The organism is Streptomyces sp. NBC_01260, from assembly GCF_036226405.1.
Taxonomy (GTDB): domain Bacteria; phylum Actinomycetota; class Actinomycetes; order Streptomycetales; family Streptomycetaceae; genus Streptomyces; species Streptomyces laculatispora.
The window spans coordinates 4,516,950-4,536,007 of the sequence record NZ_CP108464.1 but is presented as its reverse complement, the minus strand read 5'-3'; the positions used below and the strand labels follow the sequence as shown (position 1 = coordinate 4,536,007).

The following is a 19,058-nucleotide window of genomic DNA, read 5'->3' as shown; positions in this document are numbered from 1 at the left end:
CCGGTGACCGGCACGAAGAGGGAGTCCCGGGCAGCCCGGGACTCCCTCCGCGTACCGGATCAGCGGCGCGGGCGACGTCCCCGGCCCGAGGACGCGGGGCCCTCGTCGTCGTGGTCGCCGAGCAGTTCGTCCGCCAGTGTCGGCAGATCGTCCAGCGGGGTCTCCTCCGCCCAGTCGGGGCGGGGCCGCCGGGACGGCCGGCCGGAGCGCTCCTGCTGGTCCGGGGCCGGCTGCTGGGGCGCGTGCGGGTCGGTGACCTGCGGGAGCTCGCGGGTGCGCTCGTTCTCGCGCTCCGGCACGGAGCCGGCCGGGTGCTCGTCGCGGAAGATGCCCCGAGGTACCCGGTCGGCCGGATCGGCGTCCCGCACGGACTCGCGGCCCGCGTCCCGTACCGGCGGAAGCACCGTCGTCTCGTCCGTCGCGCCTGTCGCGTCCCGCCCGCCGGAGCGCTCGGACGGGTCGGTGACCTTCGGGATCATCGTCGTCTCGGCCTCGTCGGAGGGCCAGGTGGCGGACGAGGACCGGGAACGGGAACGGGTGGCGCCGGACGACGGCTCCCCCGGGGAAGGAACCGGCTGAGTGATCTCGTTCGGGTTGACGATCGGGGTCGGCACCGTCAGCTCGTTGTCCGGCCCGGACGAGCCGGACGACGAGGACGAGCCGGACGCCCTGGACGACCCGGACGACCGGGAAGCCCTCGCGGCCGCCTCGGCCTCCGCCGCTTCCGCCTCGGCCGCGGCGGCTTCCGCACGCGCGGTCTCGGCCGCCTCAGCCGCTTCGGCCTCGGCCTGGCGGCGTGCCGCCTCGGCCCTCAGCAGCGACTCCTCGGCCTTGCGCTGCTTCTCAAGACGCTGCGCCTCGGCCTCCCGGCGTTGCCGCGCCTCCTCCTCGGCCTGGCGGCGCAGCCGAGCCTGCTCGACCTCGCGGGCCGCTTCCTCGGCCTCCAGCCGGGCCCGCTCCTCCTCCGCGATCCGGCGGGCCTCCTCGGCGCGCTGCCGGGCCTCCTCCGCCTGGCGTTCGGCCTCGCGCCGGCGTGCTTCCTCCAGCTCGCGGCGCTTGCGCTCCTCCTCCTCGGCGCGGAGCTTGGCGAGCTGTTCCTGCCGCTCGCGCTCCAGGCGCTCCTCCTCGGCCTTGCGCGCCGCCTCTTCCTCGGCGAGGCGCCTGGCCTCTTCCTCGGCGGCCTTGCGTGCCGCTTCCAGGGCCTTGATCTCGGCCTCGGAGAGCGGAAGGAGCTGGTCGAGCCGGTGCCGTACCACCGTGGTGATCGACTCCGGTTCCTGGCCGGCGTCCACCACCAGATAGCGCGTCGGGTCGGCCGCGGCCAGTGTCAGGAAGCCGGACCGCACCCGGGCGTGGAACTCGGGCGGCTCGGACTCCAGCCGGTCGGGCGCCTCGGTGAACCGTTCGCGCGCGGTCTCCGGGTCGACGTCCAGGAGCACCGTCAGATGCGGTACGAGCCCACTCGTCGCCCACCGCGAGATCCGGGCGATCTCGGTCGGCGCGAGATCGCGCCCGGCGCCCTGGTAGGCGACGGACGAGTCGATGTAGCGGTCGGAGATGACGATGGCGCCGCGTTCGAGCGCCGGACGCACGACCGAGTCGACGTGCTCGGCACGGTCGGCGGCGTACAGCAGCGCCTCGGCACGGTTGGAGAGCCCGGCCGAAGACACGTCGAGCAGGATCGACCGCAGCCGCTTGCCGACGGGCGTGGCCCCGGGCTCCCGGGTGACGACGACCTCGTGTCCCTTGGCCCGGATCCACTCGGCGAGCGCCTCGACCTGGGTGGACTTGCCGGCTCCGTCGCCGCCCTCCAGGGCGAGGAAGAAACCGGTCGCGGCGGGTGCGACGGCCGGATCGCCGCCACGCAGCGCCTCGCGCAGATCGCGCCGCAGCGGCACTCCGGAACGGTCGTCCGTCTTCGCGAGCACGATCGCGGCAACCGGCAGCAGCAGGGCGCCGATCAGCATCAGGGTGAAAGCGGCACCGCCGTGCGCGAAGACGAAGTCACCGGCCGTCAGCCGGTGCGTACCGATGGCGGCGGCCAGCAGCGGGCCCCCGACCGCGCCGAGCGCGATCAGGACCCGGACGACGGCCTGGAGGTGTTCGGTGGTCCGGGCCCGGCGGAATTCCTCGGTCTCCTGATCGACGAGGACATGGCCGGTGTTCGCGGCGACGCCCGCCGCGTACCCGGCGAGCACCGCGATCAGCACGACGGTCGCCGTGTCCGGCACCAGGCCCATCACCAGGAGCGCGACTCCGGTGACGGCGGTGGCCAGGGAGAGCAGCCGTCGCCGCGACAGCGCCGGCAGCACCTTGCCGGCGGTGCGGATACCGACACCCGTACCGCCGGTGAGGGCCAGGATCAGCAGCGCGAGGGTGGCGGGGCCGCCGCCCAGGTCGGTGGCGTGCAGTACGGCGGCGGCACCCGCGGCCGCGATCGCTCCGGCGACAGCGGCGCAGGTCCCGACGATCAGCGGGACGGCACCGGTACGGCCCTTGTCCGGTCCGCTGCCGGTGGTCGGCCGGCGCAGCCCCTCCAGGGGGGAGCGCGGCCGGGGCGTGGCCGTACCGGGCAGTTCCAGGAAGTACAGGATGGAGATGGAGGCGGAGAACAGCCCGGCCGCGACGTACGAGCCGAGGGCCGCCTGGTGGAAGGAGAACCAGTCCAGGCCCGAGCCCAGCAGATTCCCGATCAGCGTGGCCACCAGCAGCACGGCCGCGGCGACGGGGACGGCGGCGAAGTCGGTCCGCAGGGAGAGCCGGCGCAGCGCGTCGAGGTGGTCCGGCAGCGGGCGTACCGCGGCGCCCTCGATGGGCGGGGCGGGCAGCAGCGCGGGAGCGGCACTCTCCTTGGCGACCCGCCACAGGCGTTCACCGACGCCGGTGACGAACACGGTGATCAGGATCATCATGAGCGCCCGGTCGGGCATCCAGTCGATCCACAGCGGCGCGACGACCAGCAGCGCGAGCCGCAGCCCGTCCGCCCCGATCATCAGCCACCGCCGGTCGATCGGCCCGCCCGGCGCCGTCAGGGTCGTCAAAGGCCCCAGAAGTACGGCTCCGAAGAGCAAGGTGGAAATAATCCGGGCACCGAACACGGCGGCGACGGCAAAGGCCGCCCCGCGGTATCCGGATCCGAATGAGCCCTCAAGGACCGCCGCTTGCAGCGACAGCAACACCAGCACGAGAAGGGCGAGTGCATCGCCGATACCGCCGACGAGCTGGGCGCTCCACAACCGCTTCAGCGGGGGAATACGCAACAGGGCTCGTACGGCGCGCTCGCGTGAGTCTGCGGCAAGTGTGTCGGAGGTGGGGCTCACGACCGTTGGCTGCTCGGCTCGCGTCATCCGCCCAGCCTATCGGGAGCAGACCGGTGCCCGGGGGCCGCGTCCGAACATACGACCGCCAGGCACCCGCTCCACACCCGTTCCCACCGCGGTTCCAGCCCACCACCCCGGGCAACCGCCATCCCAGCCCCTCCCCAGCCCGCCACCCGACTGGCCCATCCCCCAGCCCCTCCGGATCCCAGCCCCTCCGTTTGAGGAGCGGGGGCCGGGCGGAGCCCCGGATACGGGAAGGGGCGCGGAGGGGAGGGACAAGGCCCGCCGCAGGCGCACCCCACCCGCCCCCGGCGCACCGCCCGCCACCAAGAGCACCAAACAAACGCCGGACGGGCTGGAGAGACATCTCCAGCCCGTCCGGCGTTCAGGAACCCCGCGAGGTCACTCCTCCGTCGACGCCGCCGCAGAAGCGGCCTTCTTCGCCGCCGTCGCAGTCGTCTTCTTGGCCGCGGTCTTCTTGGCCGCCGCCGTCGTCGTCTTCTTCGCGGCGGTCTTCTTGGCCGCGGCCGCCTTCTTCGCAGGCGCCTTCTTCGCGGTCGCCTTCTTGGCCGGGGCCTTCTTCGCCGTCTTCTTCTTGGCGGGCCCCTTGGCCCGCTTCTCGGCGAGCAGTTCGTAGCCGCGCTCCGGCGTGATCTCCTCGACGCTGTCGTCGGACCGCAGCGTCGCGTTCGTCTCGCCGTCGGTGACGTACGCGCCGAAGCGGCCGTCCTTCACGACCACCGGCGCCCCGCTCACCGGGTCCGTGCCCAGTTCCTTCAGCGGCGGCTTGGCCGCGGCCCGGCCGCGCTGCTTCGGCTGGGCGTAGATCGCCAGCGCCTCATCGAGCGTGATGTCGAAGAGCTGGTCCTCGGAGGTGAGCGACCGCGAGTCCGTGCCCTTCTTCAGGTACGGGCCGTAGCGGCCGTTCTGCGCGGTGATCTCGACGCCCTCGGCGTCCTCGCCGACGACGCGCGGCAGCGACATCAGCTTCAGCGCGTCGGCCAGCGTCACCGTGTCCAGCGACATCGACTTGAAGAGCGAGGCGGTCCGCGGCTTCACCGCGTTCTTGCCGGTCTTCGGGGTGCCCTCGGGCAGCACCTCGGTGACGTACGGGCCGTAGCGCCCGTCCTTGGCGATGATCTGGTTCCCGCTGACCGGGTCAGCACCGAGTTCGAAGTCGCCGCTCGGCTTGGCCAGCAGCTCCTCCGCGTACTCGACGGACAGTTCGTCGGGGGCCAGGTCCTCGGGGACGTCCGCGCGCTGGTGGCCCTCGGAGTCCTTCTCGCCGCGCTCGATGTACGGGCCGTACCGGCCGACCCGGAGCTTGATGTCGTTGCCGACGGGGAACGAGGAGATCTCGCGGGCGTCGATGGCGCCGAGGTCGGTGACGAGCTCCTTGAGCCCGCCGAGGTGGTCGCCGTCGCCGTTGCCCGCGTCGGAGGCCTTCCCGGCGCCCGCCGCCTCGTCCCCGGCGGTCGCACCGAAGTAGAAACGCTTCAGCCACGGCACGGACTGGGCCTCGCCCCGCGCGATGCGGTCGAGGTCGTCCTCCATGCGGGCCGTGAAGTCGTAGTCGACGAGCCGGCCGAAGTGCTTCTCCAGCAGGTTGACCACGGCGAACGAGAGGAACGACGGCACGAGCGCCGTCCCCTTCTTGAACACGTACCCGCGGTCGAGAATCGTCCCGATGATCGAGGCGTACGTCGACGGACGGCCGATCTCGCGCTCTTCGAGCTCCTTGACCAGCGAGGCCTCGGTGTATCGGGCCGGCGGCTTCGTCGCGTGACCGTCGACCGAGATCTCGTCCGAGGTCAGCGCGTCACCCTCGGCAACCTGCGGCAGCCGGCGCTCACGGTCGTCGAGCTCGGCGTTCGGGTCGTCGGCGCCTTCGACGTACGCCTTCATGAAGCCATGGAAGGTGATCGTCTTGCCGGACGCGGAGAACTCGGCGTCCCGGCCGTCGCTCGCCCGGCCGCCGATCTTGACGGTGACGGAGTTACCGACCGCGTCCTTCATCTGGGAGGCGACGGTCCGCTTCCAGATCAGCTCGTAGAGCCGGAACTGGTCGCCGGTGAGGCCGGTCTCGGCAGGGGTGCGGAAGCGGTCGCCGGAGGGGCGGATCGCCTCGTGCGCCTCCTGCGCGTTCTTGACCTTGCCGGCGTACGTGCGCGGCTTGTCCGGCAGGTAGTTCGCCCCGTACAACTGCGTGACCTGGGCCCGGGCCGCGGAGATCGCGGTGTCCGAGAGGGTCGTGGAGTCGGTACGCATGTAGGTGATGAAGCCGTTCTCGTACAGCTTCTGCGCGACCTGCATGGTGGCCTTGGCCCCGAAGCCCAGCTTCCGGCTCGCCTCCTGCTGGAGGGTCGTCGTGCGGAAGGGGGCGTACGGGGAACGGCGGTACGGCTTCGACTCGACGGACCGGACGGCGAACGTGGACTCGGCGAGCGCGGCGGCCAGGGCGCGGGCGTTCGTCTCGTCCAGGTGCAGCGTCTGGCCGGATCCGGACTTCAGCTGCCCGTCCGGACCGAAGTCGCGGCCCTGGGCGATACGGCGCCCGTCGACCGCGCTGAGGCGGGCGGTGAGCGTCGAGGGATCGGAGGCGTCACCGGTGCGGCCGGTGGCGAACGTGCCGGTCAGATCCCAGTACTCGGCGGAGCGGAAGGCGATGCGCTCGCGCTCCCGCTCGACGACGAGGCGGGTGGCGACGGACTGGACGCGGCCCGCCGACAGCCGCGGCATGACCTTCTTCCACAGGACCGGCGAGACCTCGTAGCCGTAGAGGCGGTCGAGGATGCGGCGGGTTTCCTGGGCGTCGACCATGCGCTGGTTGAGCTCGCGCGGGTTGGCGACGGCCGCCCGGATCGCGTCCTTGGTGATCTCGTGGAAGACCATCCGGTGGACCGGGACCTTGGGCTTGAGCACTTCCTGCAGGTGCCACGCGATGGCTTCGCCCTCGCGGTCCTCATCGGTGGCGAGGAAGAGTTCGTCCGACTCGGCCAGCAGCTGCTTGAGCTTCCTGACCTGGGCCTTCTTGTCGGCATTGACGACATAGATGGGCTGGAAGTCGTTCTCGACGTCGACGCCGAGCCGACGCACCTCGCCGGTGTACTCGTCCGGCACCTCCGCGGCACCGTTCGGGAGGTCGCGGATGTGCCCGACGCTCGCCTCGACGACGTATCCGGGGCCGAGATAGCCCTTGATCGTCTTCGCCTTGGCAGGCGACTCGACGATGACGAGTCGGCGGCCGCCCTGTGCGGTCTCGCTGGTCGGGGACAACTTCGCTCTTCTCTCCGGTCGACGCTCGGTGGGCATCCGGGCAGCGCGATCGCGCTGCCGACGGTGCTGTCGCTGCGGAGTGTGACGGTACAACCCGCCCCCGTGTCAAACGGCAAAAGCCCGCAACGGCCACTCGAACGGTAACCCGACTTCCGCCTTTCCTGCCGCCCGGCCCGCTCGGTCCGCCGCGCGCAGGGCGGCTGCCTGCGGGTTTCGGGGGCGCTGTGGCTGCGCTGCGGGTGCCGGGGGCGAGGTGCGGGCAGTCCGGGCGTGTTCCGGGCCCGCTCCGGGCGGCGAGCGGTTCGCGGCAGATTCGGACGCGTGTTCAGATCCGGATTCGGACACGCGTTCAGGCATCTGTTCAGACGCGTGTGAAGCACCACACCCCGAGGACGAGGAAAACCGCGCCGAACACAGTGGCCAGCGCGGCGGAGGCGACGGGGCTCACCCTGTGCGCCACCGGCGCGCGGTGCAGCACGCACGCCCCCGTCCACAGCAGCAGCGCGGCACCGAACAGCGCGAATGCCGTTCCGGCGAAGACCGCAGGTCCGCTCTCCATATCCGTACGCCTCTCTGTCCCCCCGGCGCGGACCGGGGCGGGTGCCCGCGGTCGTACCGCGCCGTACGGCTTCGTGTCGCACCGTTTCGGGGGGAGGCTCGCACCGCGGAACGTCGGCGACGCGAACCCCGGGTGAACAGCGGGTCCGGCCTGTGAACACGTCATCCGTACGTGCGGCGCATCCGTACGTGCGGCCGACGACTACCGGTCGTACGTACGGATGCGCCGCACGCCCTCACATGACGTCGAGGCGCCCCCGGCCGACAACTCACACGCCGCGTCGGCCGCGTGGGTCAGCGGCAGTACGTCGCCACGGCGAGCAGGACCGCGGCCGGCCCGGGCAGGGCGCCAACCGGAATCCGCGGACCAAGCAGCAGGCACGCCGCGAAGAGCGTGAAGGCGCTGATGAAAAGGCTGTTCAGTACCTACGTCAGAGCGCGGCCGGACCAGAGCGGAGCAGCGGCGCGGGCGAGGCGAACAGCGTCTCCCGCGTGCCGGGCCGACGTTCTGCACGGCTCCGCCCGACCCGAAGGGGACCACGGACCAGCTGCCCGTGAACCCCCGTCCCGACGGCCGCTGTGAGCAGCCGTCGGGGCGCCAGTCGGGGGCGCCAATCGGGGGCGTCGGTCGGGGGCGTCGGTCGGGGGCGTAGCAGGCGCGGTGCGGCATCGTGAGACCCAGCCGCGGAAGGGCGTCCTACGGCGGGCAGATCGCGATCCGTGTCGCGCCGAGCGAGGGCGCGTCCAGCTCGATCCGGATCATCCGGCTGTCCGGCCGGCCGGGGGCACCGGCTCCAGGAAGCCCTCCTCGACCAGCAGCCGGATGGCCTGCGGCGTGCGGTCACGCAGCAGCACCGGGTCCTCGTTCATCAACTGGGCGATGGCGTCGAGGATCCGACCCGCGGGCAGCGATCCGTCGCACACGCCCGCGAATCCGGCGCCGACCGCGTCGACCTTCGTCGCGCGTCGCATACCGCGGTTCTGACGGAGCACCACATGTTCGGGGTCCTCCGCGCCCGGCATCCCGACCTGCTCCTGCACGACCTCGGCGGCGAGGGTGAAATGGCCGGCCAGAAGCGCCGCGTCATCCTGGTTCCGCAGGTAGTCCTGACGGGCGAAGTGCGTCTCGATGGCAGGTCCGAGCGGCTGCTCCACCGCGTGCGGCCACTCCTCGATCACGATCGAAGGGGCCCCGGCGGCTGCTGCGGCGGACTTCCGCAGCGTGATCCAGCCGAAGCCGACGCCCTTGGTCCCGCTGGCCTCGAACTCGTCCAGCCAGGCGTCGTACCGCGCGGCGTACTCCGCGGGCTCCGCGCGGTGGTCGCCGCTGTCGCGCAGCCACAGCTCCGCGTACTGCGTGATGTCCTGGACCTCGCGCTGCACGACCCAGGCGTCACAGCCGTGCGGCACCCAGGAACGCAGCCGGTCCTGCCACTCCTCGTCCTCGGTGTGCTGCCAGTTGGCCAGGAAATGGGCGTAACCGCCCTCGTTCAGCCGCTCGCCGGTCTGCTGCACCAGGGTCCGGCACAGGTCGTCGCCCGCCATGCCGCCGTCGCGGTAGGTGAGCCGGGCGCCGGGCGAGATGACGAAGGGCGGGTTGGAGACGATCAGGTCGTACGTCTCGTCGGCGACGGGTTCGTAGAGGGAACCCTCGCGCAGATCGGCCGGGGCTGCGCCGGACAGGGCGAGAGTGAGCCGGGTGAAGCCGAGGGCGCGCGGGTTGAGATCAGTGGCGGTGACCCTGGTGGCGTGCTGCGAGGCGTGCAGCGCCTGGATGCCGGAGCCCGTACCGACATCGAGGGCGGAGGCGACAGGCCTGCGGACGGTGATCCCGGCGAGGGTCGTGGACGCGCCGCCGATACCGAGGACGACGCCCTCCTCGTGCGAGCCGATGCCGCCCGCGCCGCCGACGGCGCAGCCCAGGTCGGAGACGATGAACCAGTCCTGGCCGTCCGGCCCGCTGTACGGCCGCACGTCGACGGACGCGCGCACCTCGCCGTCCGACTCGGTCAGCCAGCCGTCCGCCACGCATTCCGGCAACGGCAGCACGGCAGCCGCCCGCCCGGCCGGAACCGGGCATTGGAGGAGGAAGAGCCGCACCAGCGTGTCGAGCGGCGCGTCCCCCCGGGTGGCACGCAGCGCGGGAACGGTCTCGCTGCGGGCGAGCGCGGCGTAGGCGGGCGCACCGAGCAGGTCGAGGAGCCCGTCTGCGGTGAAGGCGGCGGCGAGCAGGGCTTCGCGGAGCCGGGTCGCATGGTCGGGTGCGGGAAGGCTGGTCTTACTCACGTGACCCATTGTGGCGGCTCCCACTGACAACGGCAGCGGCCCGCCGGCCCGCCAGGGGCCGCCGGGCCGGTCGTACGGCCGCCGGCCGGCGGTCGTACAGCTGCTCGTTCGGGGTGTGCGGCCGTGGCCGGGAGCTGCCCGGTTACGACTTCTCGCTGGGCGAGGCGGAAGGAGACGCCTCCTTCGAACCCTTCGAGTCCTTCGGGTCCTCGGAGTTCTTCGAGTCCTTCGAGGGCGAGGGCGACTTCGAGGAGCCGGCCGACGGCGATGCCGAGGCCGTCGGCTTCTGGCAGCCCTCCTGCTTGGCCATCGCGGTGCCGACCTCGCCGGACTGAAGCTTCTTCAGCGCCTCGTCACCGTTGGTGCTGATCTTGTTCAGCTCGTCAGCGATGTCCTTGAGGCCGTCGGCGAACTTCGCCTGGTCCTTCGTGTCGAGGTCATCGACCTTCTTCTGCAGATCCGCGTACGCCGCGGAGGAGGCGTTGAGCTCCTTCACGGCCTCCTTCTGCGTGGTCTCACCGTCGTCGACCGGCGGCGGACCCGCCGAGTCGACCGCCGAGCCCAGCGCCTTGTAGGCCTGGGAGATCTGCTGGAAGGCGGCCGAGTCGGTCTTCTGGACGTCGGCGGGCTTGCTGTTGTCGGCGGTCTGCTGCTGGATGGAGGCGTTGGCGTTCGCGATCTTCTGCAGCTGGGGCTGGACCTGGTCACAGACCTTTTTGGCCCAGTCGTTCACCTTGTTGTCGCTGTCGTCGCTGCAGCCCGACAGCGTAAGTACCAGTACCGCACCGCCGGACAGCGCGGCCGCAAGCTTCTTGTTCACCGGATTGGTCCCTTCCAAGGCTCTCGGCCCCGGAACTTACACGTCGAGCGCCCTTCATCCGGGCGCCGGGCGTCCGATGGGTGACCTTTTGCAGCCATTTGCACCAAGCAAAGTGAGGGAGATACAACTCACCCACACAACCCCTGCGTACGGGAACGCCTGAACGAACTAGTACTCCAGCCGGACTTCTTCATTGGCGCTGGTCAACGGCTTGGGCGTGGGGAGTGTAGCGGGCTGGAACGGGAGTGGGGCGGTTCTTTGCCGGGCCGTCCCACGAACGTGTGGCCGCGCTGCTTGGAGTGGCAACGTTCCGGGCAGCCCGCTCGCATGAGTGATTCACCAACGGGCCTGTGGGAAGAGGGACTTGCTGAGCTGCTCTTGCGGATCGGAGGACGTTTTTCCCGCGTGGAATCCCGGCGTCGGATGCGGGACTACGTTCGTGGGCTTCTTGGCCCTGTGGGCCGCAAGAACGGCTGGCAGCTCGCCGAATACGCTGGCCACGCCACCCCCGACGGGCTGCAGCACCTGCTTTCCCGGAGTCGCTGGGAGGCCGACGAGGTCCGCGATGACCTGCACACCTACGTCGCCGAGTACCTCGGTGCGGACAACGGCGTGCTGATCATCGACGACACCGGCTTCGTGAAGAAGGGCACCACCTCCGCCGGCGTCCAACGCCAGTATTCCGGCACCGCAGGCCGCACCGAGAATTGCCAGATCGGGGTCTTCGCCGCCTACGCCACCTTCCGCGGCCACACCCTGGTCGACCGCGAGCTCTACCTGCCCAAGTCCTGGACCGAGGACCGTGAACGCTGTCGGGCTGCCCGTGTCCCCGACGACCGCGTCTTCGCCACCAAGGGAGAGCTGGCGCGGGCCATCATCCTGCGTGCCCTCGCCTCGCCCCTGCCCGTCGGCTGGGTCACCGCGGACTCCGCCTACGGCCAGGACTCCCACTTCCGCCGCTTCCTCGAAGACCACCAGCTCTCCTACGTCGTGGCCGTGCCCAAGTCCCAGCAGGTCCACGGTCCGCGCATCGACCACCTCATCGGCCACGCCCCGCCCGAAGCCTGGCAGCGGCTGTCAGCAGGAAGCGGCGCGAAGGGCGAGCGTTTCTACGACTGGGCCGCAGCCCGCCTGCCCGCTGTGTGGGAATTCGACGGCGACGAACCGACCCGGCAGCGCTGGATGCTGGCCCGCCGCAGCATCGCCAAGCCCGACGAACTCGCCTACTACCTCGCCAGCGCACCCCTGGAAGCCACCGTCGCCGACCTCGTACGCGTCGCCGGCTGCCGCTGGAAGGTCGAGGAATGCTTCCAGAGCGCGAAGAACGAATGCGGCCTGGACCAGTACGAAGTCCGCCGCTACGTGGGCTGGTACCGGCACATCACACTCGCGATGCTCGCGCATGCCTTCCTCGCAGTCCTGGCCGGCCAGGAACGAGAAAAGGGGGCACCGAGCGGGACACACCCGACCTCGTGGACCTCACACCGGCCGAAATTCGACGTCTGCTGGCAGTTGAACCCAGCCGCCGTACTCCGGACCGCGACCACGCGATGAGGTGGTCCCACTGGCGTCGCCGACATCAAGCACGCGCCCGCCACTGCCACTACAAGCGGCGCGGCCACACGTTCGTGGGACGGCCCGGCAAAGAACCGCCCCACTCCCGTTCCAGCCCGCTACACTCCCCACGCCCAAGCCGTTGACCAGCGCCAATGAAGAAGTCCGGCTGGAGTACTAGGGCCTGTTTCAGAAGTGGATCAAGGCCGTGCGATGATCTTGCCTCGTGGCTCGGGGAGATCTGACTGACGCTCAGTGGACGGTGCTGGATCCGCTGCTGCCGAAGGGCATCAAGCCCGGACGGCCGCCGGTGCACAGCAAGCGGCAGCTGATCAACGGCATACGGTTCCGGACCCGGACCGGGATACCGTGGCGAGATCTTCCCGAGCGATACGGGCCATGGGAGACGGTCTACGGTCTGTTCCGCCGCTGGCAGCGCGACGGCACCTGGCACTGCATCTTCGAGCAGCTCCAGGCCCAGGCCGACGCGAAGGGCCTGATCACCTGGGACATCTCGGTGGACTCCACGATCGCCCGCGCGCACCAGCATGCGGCCGGTGCCCGCAAAAGGGGGATCTGCAGGCTGAGCCGCCCGGCGGCGTCTTCGCTGAGCCCGAAGACCACGGGCTCGGACGCTCGCGAGGTGGACTGACCACCAAGGTCCACCTCGCGGTTGAGCAGGCCCAGAAACCGATGTCGCTGGTGATCACGGCTGGGCAGCGCGGAGATTCCCCGCAGTTCCAGGTCGTCCTGGGCCGCATCCGGGTGCCCCGGCTCGGCCCGGGACGGCCGCGCACCCGGCCGGACAAGGTCCGCGCCGACAAGGCGTACGGCTCCCGCGCGAATCGCGCCTACCTGCGCAAACGCAAGATCTGCTGCACGATCCCGGAGAAGCGCGACCAGATCGCCAACCGCAAGAAGCGCGGCTCCCGCGGTGGCCGGCCGCCGAAGTTCGACAAGGACGACTACAAGGAGCGGCACGCGGTGGAGTGTGGGATCAATCGCCTCAAGCGTCACCGCGCGGTCGCCACGAGATACGACAAGCTCGCCGTCCGCTATGAGGCGACCGTACTGGTCGCGGCCATCAACGAGTGGCTCTGATAGGGCCGTCGGCCCTCATGCCGGACCGGCGCCGGGCATGATGGACACCATGACCACGCCGAGCGCCGACTGGATCACTGTCACCGCCTACGAGAACCTGCCGGGCTGCCTCCGGCCCATGGCGGCCGTTCGCGCTTGACTGCGTGATCGGGGTATCGACTGGATGCCCTTCCACCAGACCGAGGTCCGTTGGGATCTGGCCTGTGGTGTCGGTGCCGACGGTCGGTGGCACGGCTGGTTCGACGTCCACATCAACGCCGACGCTCTGCGACGCCATGGACTGCACCCCGACCAGCCGACCGCCCGGGTCGCAGCCTCCTCTCCGCCCGGCTGGTGGCATGCTGCAGCCGAGCGTCACGCTCGTTGGTGATCCACTTCTGAAACAGGCCCTAGCTTGATCTTTAACCTCGGGGTCCGAACGGCTCGTCGTACTTGATCACTCGGATTGGTAACTGCCGTACACACGGGCGGCCTTCGGCTGAGCATGTGATCCGACCAAGGAACACACAACGCTCAGCACGAAGGCCGTGGGGATGAGTCTGTCGCACCATGCTGTCGGGCAGGATCCGTTTGCGGAACTGTCACGCTTCCGGGGTGAGTTCTACTCCTGTCTGACCAAGCGTGCGGATGCGCTGTTCGAACTCGCGGACGCGGTGTTGTGCGCGGATGGTCCGGTCCGGTCGCTGGTGGAACTGTCGCTGGTGGGCGAACACCGTCGCGGGCATGGCGGGCTCTACGACGCCCTGTCCGCGGGCCGGGTCGACGTCGCCCGGCTGCGACGGGGCCTGGCCACGGTGCCGCTGCCACGGGCGGCGGACGGCCGGCTGGTCCTGGCCGCCGACCTGACCTGCTGGCTGCGGCCCAGTGCCCACACCTCACCGCAGCGGATCCTGTGCCACACCTACGGGCGGGGCAGGGACCAGCACATTCCCGTGCCCGGCTGGCCCTACTCGGTGATCTGCGCGCTGGAGACAGGCCGCAGTTCCTGGACCGCACCGCTGGACGCACTGCGTCTGGCACCGGGCGATGACGCCGCCACCGTCACTGCCGGGCAGATGCGCGATCTCGTCGAGCGGCTGATCGATGCCGGGCAGTGGAAGGACGGCGATCCGGAGATCCTGATCGTCGTGGACGCCGGCTACGACGTGCCCCGCCTGGCCTTCCTGCTCAAGGATCTACCGGTGCAGGTGCTGGGCCGGATGCGTTCGGACCGTGTCCTGCGACGGTCGGTCCCGCCCCGCGAACCCGGTGTCCGGGGTCGGCCGCCCCGCCATGGCGGCGAGTTCGTATTCGGTGACCCGTCCACCTGGAACACTCCCGACGCGCAGACGGTGACCGCAACCCGCCTCTATGGCACCGCCGTCGCCCGGGCCTGGGACCGGCTCCACCCGAGACTGACCCATCGCTCGGCCTGGACCGCTCAGCTGGGTGCTTTGCCGGTTATCGAGGGCACGGTGATCCGTTTGCAGGTCGAGCACCTGCCCAGCGGGGCAACACCGAAGCCGGTCTGGCTGTGGTGGTCAGGGCTCGACGCCACTGAGGCGGAAGTCGATCTGCTCTGGCAGGCATTCCTGCGGCGCTTCGACATCGAGCACACCTTCCGGCTGTTCAAACAGACCCTGGGCTGGACCTGCCCGAAGATCCGCAGCCCCGAAGCCGCCGACCGCTGGACCTGGCTGATCCTCGTGGTCTTCACCCAGCTCCGGCTCGCCCGCCCCCTGGCGGCGGACCTGCGCCGACCCTGGGAGAAGCCAAGTCCCGCGGACAGGCTTACCCCTGCACGAGTCCGCCGCGATTTTCGGCACCTCCGGCCGAAGGCCGCCTGCCCAGCCGGAGCACCGAAATCCTCTCAGCCCGGCCCAGGACGGCCACCCGGCCGCAGAAACAACCAACCCACCGCACGCTACGACGTGCACACAGTCGGCAAACCAGACTCCACAAAGCGACGGACGAAGAAGCCAACGACTCCACGTCCACGCCGCACAGGTTAAAGATCAAGCTAGCACTCGTTCGGACGGACCAACGGGCGGACGACGCATCAGAATGCCTCGCCCGCCCGTTCCTTGACCTCACATCGTCTAGCCGTGCCGACCGGGAGCGTTGTTGACGCGGCCTCCCTGCGACGGGCGGCTCACTGCACGGCCGCCGGGTCGGCCGGCCTGGCCGAACTGCCCCCGTCCTCGCCTCCGGAGCCGCCCTCGTCCCCCACAGCGATCCCGCGCCGCTTGGAGACGTAGACCGCACCGACGATGACCCCGATGGCGAGCACGGCCACCACCGCGCGCACCCCGGCGCTCGCGTCCGCGCCGTAGCTGAACTTCACCACCGCGGGTGCGATGAGCAGTGCCACCAGGTTCATCACCTTGAGCAGCGGGTTGATCGCCGGGCCGGCCGTGTCCTTGAACGGGTCACCGACCGTGTCACCGATGACGGTCGCGGCATGGGCGTCGCTCCCCTTGCCGCCGTGATGACCGTCCTCGACGAGCTTCTTGGCGTTGTCCCACGCACCGCCGGAATTGGCGAGGAAGACCGCCATCAGCGTCCCGGTGCCGATCGCACCGGCGAGATACGAACCGAGCGCCCCGACCCCGAAGCTGAAACCGACCGCGATCGGCGCCAGCACCGCCAGCAGACCGGGCGTGGCCAGCTCGCGCAGCGCGTCCTTGGTGCAGATGTCGACGACGCGCCCGTACTCGGGCTTCTCGGTGTAGTCCATGATCCCGGGGTGCTCACGGAACTGCCGGCGCACCTCGTAGACCACCGCCCCGGCGGACCGGGACACCGCGTTGATGGCCAGGCCGGAGAAGAGGAAGACGACCGCGGCACCGAGGATCAGGCCCACCAGGTTGTTGGGCTGCGAGATGTCCAGGCTCAGCCCCATCTCCCCGGCCGAGGCACCGACGTCGTCGACCGCGGTGGCGATCGCGTCGCGGTAGGAGCCGAAGAGCGCCGCCGCCGCCAGAACGGCGGTGGCGATGGCGATGCCCTTGGTGATGGCCTTGGTGGTGTTGCCGACGGCGTCCAGGTCGGTGAGGACCTGGGCACCCGCGCCGGTGACATCGCCGGACATCTCGGCGATGCCCTGAGCGTTGTCGGAGACCGGGCCGAAGGTGTCCATGGCGACGATGACCCCGACGGTGGTGAGCAGCCCGGTCCCGGCCAGTGCCACCGCGAAGAGCGCCAGCATGATCGACGTACCGCCGAGCAGGAACGCCCCGTAGACGCCGAGCCCGATCAGCAGCGCGGTGTAGACGGCGGACTCCAGACCGATGGAGATACCGGCGAGTACGACGGTGGCCGGCCCGGTCAGTGAGGACTTGCCGATGTCCCTGACGGGACGCCGGTTGGTCTCGGTGAAGTAGCCCGTCAACTGCTGGATCAGGGCTGCCAGCACGATGCCGATGGCCACGGCGACCAGGGCGAACACGCGCGGATCCCCGCCGTGCGAGGTGATGGACGCATCGGTGACACCGTCCAGATCCGCGTACGAGGACGGCAGGTAGACGAAGACCGCCACGGCCACCAGAGCGAGCGAGATGGCCGCCGAGATGAAGAACCCGCGGTTGATGGCGGTCATCCCGCTGCGGTCGCTGCGCCGCGGGGCGACCGCGAAGACGCCGATCATCGCGGTGAGCACGCCGATCGCGGGCACGATCAGGGGAAAGGCCAGCCCCGCGTCGCCGAAAGCGGCCTTGCCGAGGATGAGCGCGGCGACCAGCGTCACGGCGTACGACTCGAAGAGGTCGGCCGCCATGCCCGCGCAGTCCCCGACGTTGTCGCCCACGTTGTCGGCGATGGTGGCGGCATTGCGCGGATCGTCCTCCGGGATGCCCTGTTCCACCTTGCCGACCAGGTCGGCACCGACATCGGCGGCCTTGGTGAAGATGCCGCCGCCGACCCTCATGAACATCGCGATCAGCGCCGCACCGAGTCCGAAGCCCTCCAGCACCTTGGGCGCATCGGCGGCGTAGCCGAGCACCACGCAGGAAGCACCCAGGAGACCGAGGCCCACGGTGATCATGCCGACCACACCCCCGGTACGGAATGCGATCTTCATTGCTTTGTGCGAAACGGCGGTGAGATCCTTTTCCGGTTCGCCTTCCGCGGGAGTCGCCTCACGCGCGGCGGCAGCCACCCGCACATTGCTCCGGACGGCGAGCCGCATCCCGATGTATCCGGTGGCCGCCGAGAAAAGCGCACCCACCAGGAAGAACGCCGAACGGCCTGCGCGCTGCGCCCAGTTGTCGGCCGGAAGCAGCAGAAGCAGGAAGAAGACCACGACGGCAAAGATGCCTACGGTGCGCAACTGCCGGGCGAGATAGGCATTTGCGCCTTCCTGGACGGCCGCCGCGATCTCCCTCATGCGGTCGGTGCCCTCACCTGCCGCCAGCACCTGGCGTGCCAGCAGCTGGGCGAGCAGCAGTGCCGCGACGGCGACGACCGCGACGACGATCACGATGACACGGTTGTCATCGGTGAGTACCGCTGCCGCAAGAGTGGTGGGTGGGTCGGAAAGTGCGGAAAACTGCGTCAGTTCTGCCAGTGGTGTGGTGCCGAACCCCGCCATACGTCCTCCTTGACGCTCAGCGCTCAAGACGTGGACGGATTGTAGGTAGCAGAACACGATCAAAACAGTGCGCGGTAAATGTAATTGACCTTCATCCACCGAACGGCAATTGATCACCTTCGCCGACTGGACCGAATGCAGTAATGGGGCAGACGCATTGTCCGTAGACCACTGATCAAGCAGAAATGAAAAAGGCCCTGCTCAGCAGGGCCTCGAAAACTGATCAAGGGGTGACCACCCGCGCCACCGGGCCGGCCGAACCGCCCCGGGACGCGCCCCTCTCAGGGCTGTACCGTTGCCGGCGTCTTCGGCCAGCTCATCCGGATGACTCCGCCATCAGCGCCGGATCTGACTTCCACGTCGTCGACCAGGCCGCTGATGACCGCGAGGCCCATCTCGTCCTCGCCGTCGCCCTCCGGATCGGGTTCCGGCTCATCCGGTCCCACGCCGGGCGTGGCGCCGCGTCCGGACACGCCGGATACGGCCCCGTCACTGCCCGGCCCCGGTACCTCGTCGCCGACCTCGATGGAGAATGACTTCTCCTCCTCGGTCAGAATGACTGTGACGGGAGCGGTGATGCCGTGGCTGCGGTGCAGCCCGACCGCGCGACTGCATGCCTCTCCCACGGCGAGTCTGACCTCGTCGAGCACGGCCTCGTCGACCCCGGCCCGGCGCGCCACGGCAGCCGCCACGAGGCGGGCCGTTCTGACGTGTTCGGGCTGGGCGCTGAAGCGGAGTTCAACGGTGGCCATGCAATCCCCCTCGAACGTACGTGTGTGCATTCCAGGAACCGGGCGGGTGGCCCGGCACTCCTGGCTCTGTCTCTCCGAAACACCGCCGACCGACGCACCTGCCCGGCACCCGCCGGACACCGGCCCGACGGATGCTGTCCGGACAATGTTCGACCGCTGCCTGACGGCTGACGGCTGGCTGACGGCTGATCGTGTGAGCGACCGGCCGTCAAACAGACCGGCAAAAAAAGATCAGCCAACGACCGCCGACCGAGTGACGGGCCGATGACGGACGCCAGCCACCGGAGTCCACCGGCCGCCGACGAACCGCCGTCCTCACTCCAGCTGTCTTTCTCCGGAGCTGCCGACGGCACCGACCGCGGTGGCGCCCGCTGCCGCCGGACCGGCCCTTGAGCCGATCCGACCGCGGGCAGGCCGTCAGTCGGTTGCCGCGACGGCCTCGTCGACCGTGGTGTGAATCGGGAACACCTTGGTCAGACCGGTGATCCGGAAAATCTTGAGAATGCGCTCCTGGTTGCAGACCAGGCGCAACGAGCCCTCATGGGCCCGAACACGCTTCAAGCCGCCCACGAGCACGCCGAGGCCGGTGGAGTCGAGAAAGTCGACGCCTTCCATGTCGACAACCAAGTGATAGCTGCCGTCATTCACCAACTCGACCAACTGCTCGCGCAGCTTGGGCGCGGTATACACATCAATCTCGCCACCGACCTCGACGACCGTACGGTCGCCACCAGGGCCGGACACATTGCGAGTCGACAAGGACAGGTCCACGGATCCTCCAGCACCTTGCTATCGAGCGGTCGCCCCTCGGTCTCCCCGGCGGA

At 70.0% G+C, this 19,058-nt stretch carries 11 protein-coding genes; 3 read left to right on the top strand and 8 right to left on the bottom strand.

Annotated elements, in window-relative coordinates:
* Window positions 1-59 precede the first annotated feature (59 nt).
* From tmk to OG322_RS20230, 5 genes are all read right to left on the bottom strand, one after another.
* The gene (tmk, locus tag OG322_RS20250; protein ID WP_206432332.1) at window positions 60-3,347 is read right to left on the bottom strand and encodes a dTMP kinase; all 3,288 of its coding nucleotides are present in this window, start codon (window positions 3,345-3,347) and stop codon (window positions 60-62) included.
* Between the two features lie 375 nt (window positions 3,348-3,722).
* On the bottom strand, window positions 3,723-6,596 hold the full coding sequence (gene topA / locus OG322_RS20245; protein WP_123460107.1) for a type I DNA topoisomerase: 2,874 nt from the start codon (window positions 6,594-6,596) through the stop codon (window positions 3,723-3,725).
* Window positions 6,597-6,957: 361 nt separating this feature from the next.
* The gene (locus OG322_RS20240) at window positions 6,958-7,155 is read right to left on the bottom strand and encodes a hypothetical protein (protein ID WP_266411646.1); all 198 of its coding nucleotides are present in this window, start codon (window positions 7,153-7,155) and stop codon (window positions 6,958-6,960) included.
* A gap of 758 nt (window positions 7,156-7,913) precedes the next feature.
* Complete coding sequence (locus OG322_RS20235) at window positions 7,914-9,440, bottom strand: DUF7059 domain-containing protein (RefSeq protein WP_185095314.1); 1,527 nt, start codon at window positions 9,438-9,440, stop codon at window positions 7,914-7,916.
* A gap of 142 nt (window positions 9,441-9,582) precedes the next feature.
* Window positions 9,583-10,260 carry a small secreted protein gene (locus tag OG322_RS20230; protein ID WP_123460110.1) on the bottom strand — a complete coding sequence of 226 codons (678 nt, stop codon included), beginning with the start codon at window positions 10,258-10,260 and terminating at the stop codon, window positions 9,583-9,585.
* A 327-nt stretch (window positions 10,261-10,587) separates the two neighbouring features.
* Between OG322_RS20230 and OG322_RS20225 the strand changes: the two genes are divergently transcribed.
* The 3 genes from OG322_RS20225 (at window position 10,588) to OG322_RS20215 (ending at window position 14,906) form a co-directional block, all read left to right on the top strand.
* Entirely contained in the window at window positions 10,588-11,814 is a 1,227-nt protein-coding gene (locus OG322_RS20225; protein WP_123466689.1) for an IS701 family transposase, read from the top strand.
* 226 nt (window positions 11,815-12,040) lie between these two features.
* A protein-coding gene (locus OG322_RS20220; RefSeq protein WP_329306761.1) for an IS5 family transposase occupies window positions 12,041-12,915 on the top strand; the annotation gives its coding sequence in 2 pieces (ribosomal slippage) (window positions 12,041-12,430 and window positions 12,433-12,915; 873 coding nt in all).
* Window positions 12,916-13,448: 533 nt separating this feature from the next.
* The gene (locus OG322_RS20215) at window positions 13,449-14,906 is read left to right on the top strand and encodes an NF041680 family putative transposase (RefSeq protein ID WP_329306760.1); all 1,458 of its coding nucleotides are present in this window, start codon (window positions 13,449-13,451) and stop codon (window positions 14,904-14,906) included.
* 140 nt (window positions 14,907-15,046) lie between these two features.
* On the opposite strand, the gene OG322_RS20210 is transcribed toward OG322_RS20215, so the two are convergent.
* From OG322_RS20210 to OG322_RS20200, 3 genes are all read right to left on the bottom strand, one after another.
* The gene (locus OG322_RS20210) at window positions 15,047-17,482 is read right to left on the bottom strand and encodes a sodium-translocating pyrophosphatase (protein ID WP_329306768.1); all 2,436 of its coding nucleotides are present in this window, start codon (window positions 17,480-17,482) and stop codon (window positions 15,047-15,049) included.
* Window positions 17,483-17,763: 281 nt separating this feature from the next.
* On the bottom strand, window positions 17,764-18,234 hold the full coding sequence (locus OG322_RS20205; protein ID WP_124284409.1) for an ATP-binding protein: 471 nt from the start codon (window positions 18,232-18,234) through the stop codon (window positions 17,764-17,766).
* A gap of 417 nt (window positions 18,235-18,651) precedes the next feature.
* Window positions 18,652-19,005 carry an STAS domain-containing protein gene (locus tag OG322_RS20200; protein ID WP_003967428.1) on the bottom strand — a complete coding sequence of 118 codons (354 nt, stop codon included), beginning with the start codon at window positions 19,003-19,005 and terminating at the stop codon, window positions 18,652-18,654.
* Window positions 19,006-19,058: the final 53 nt, after the last annotated feature.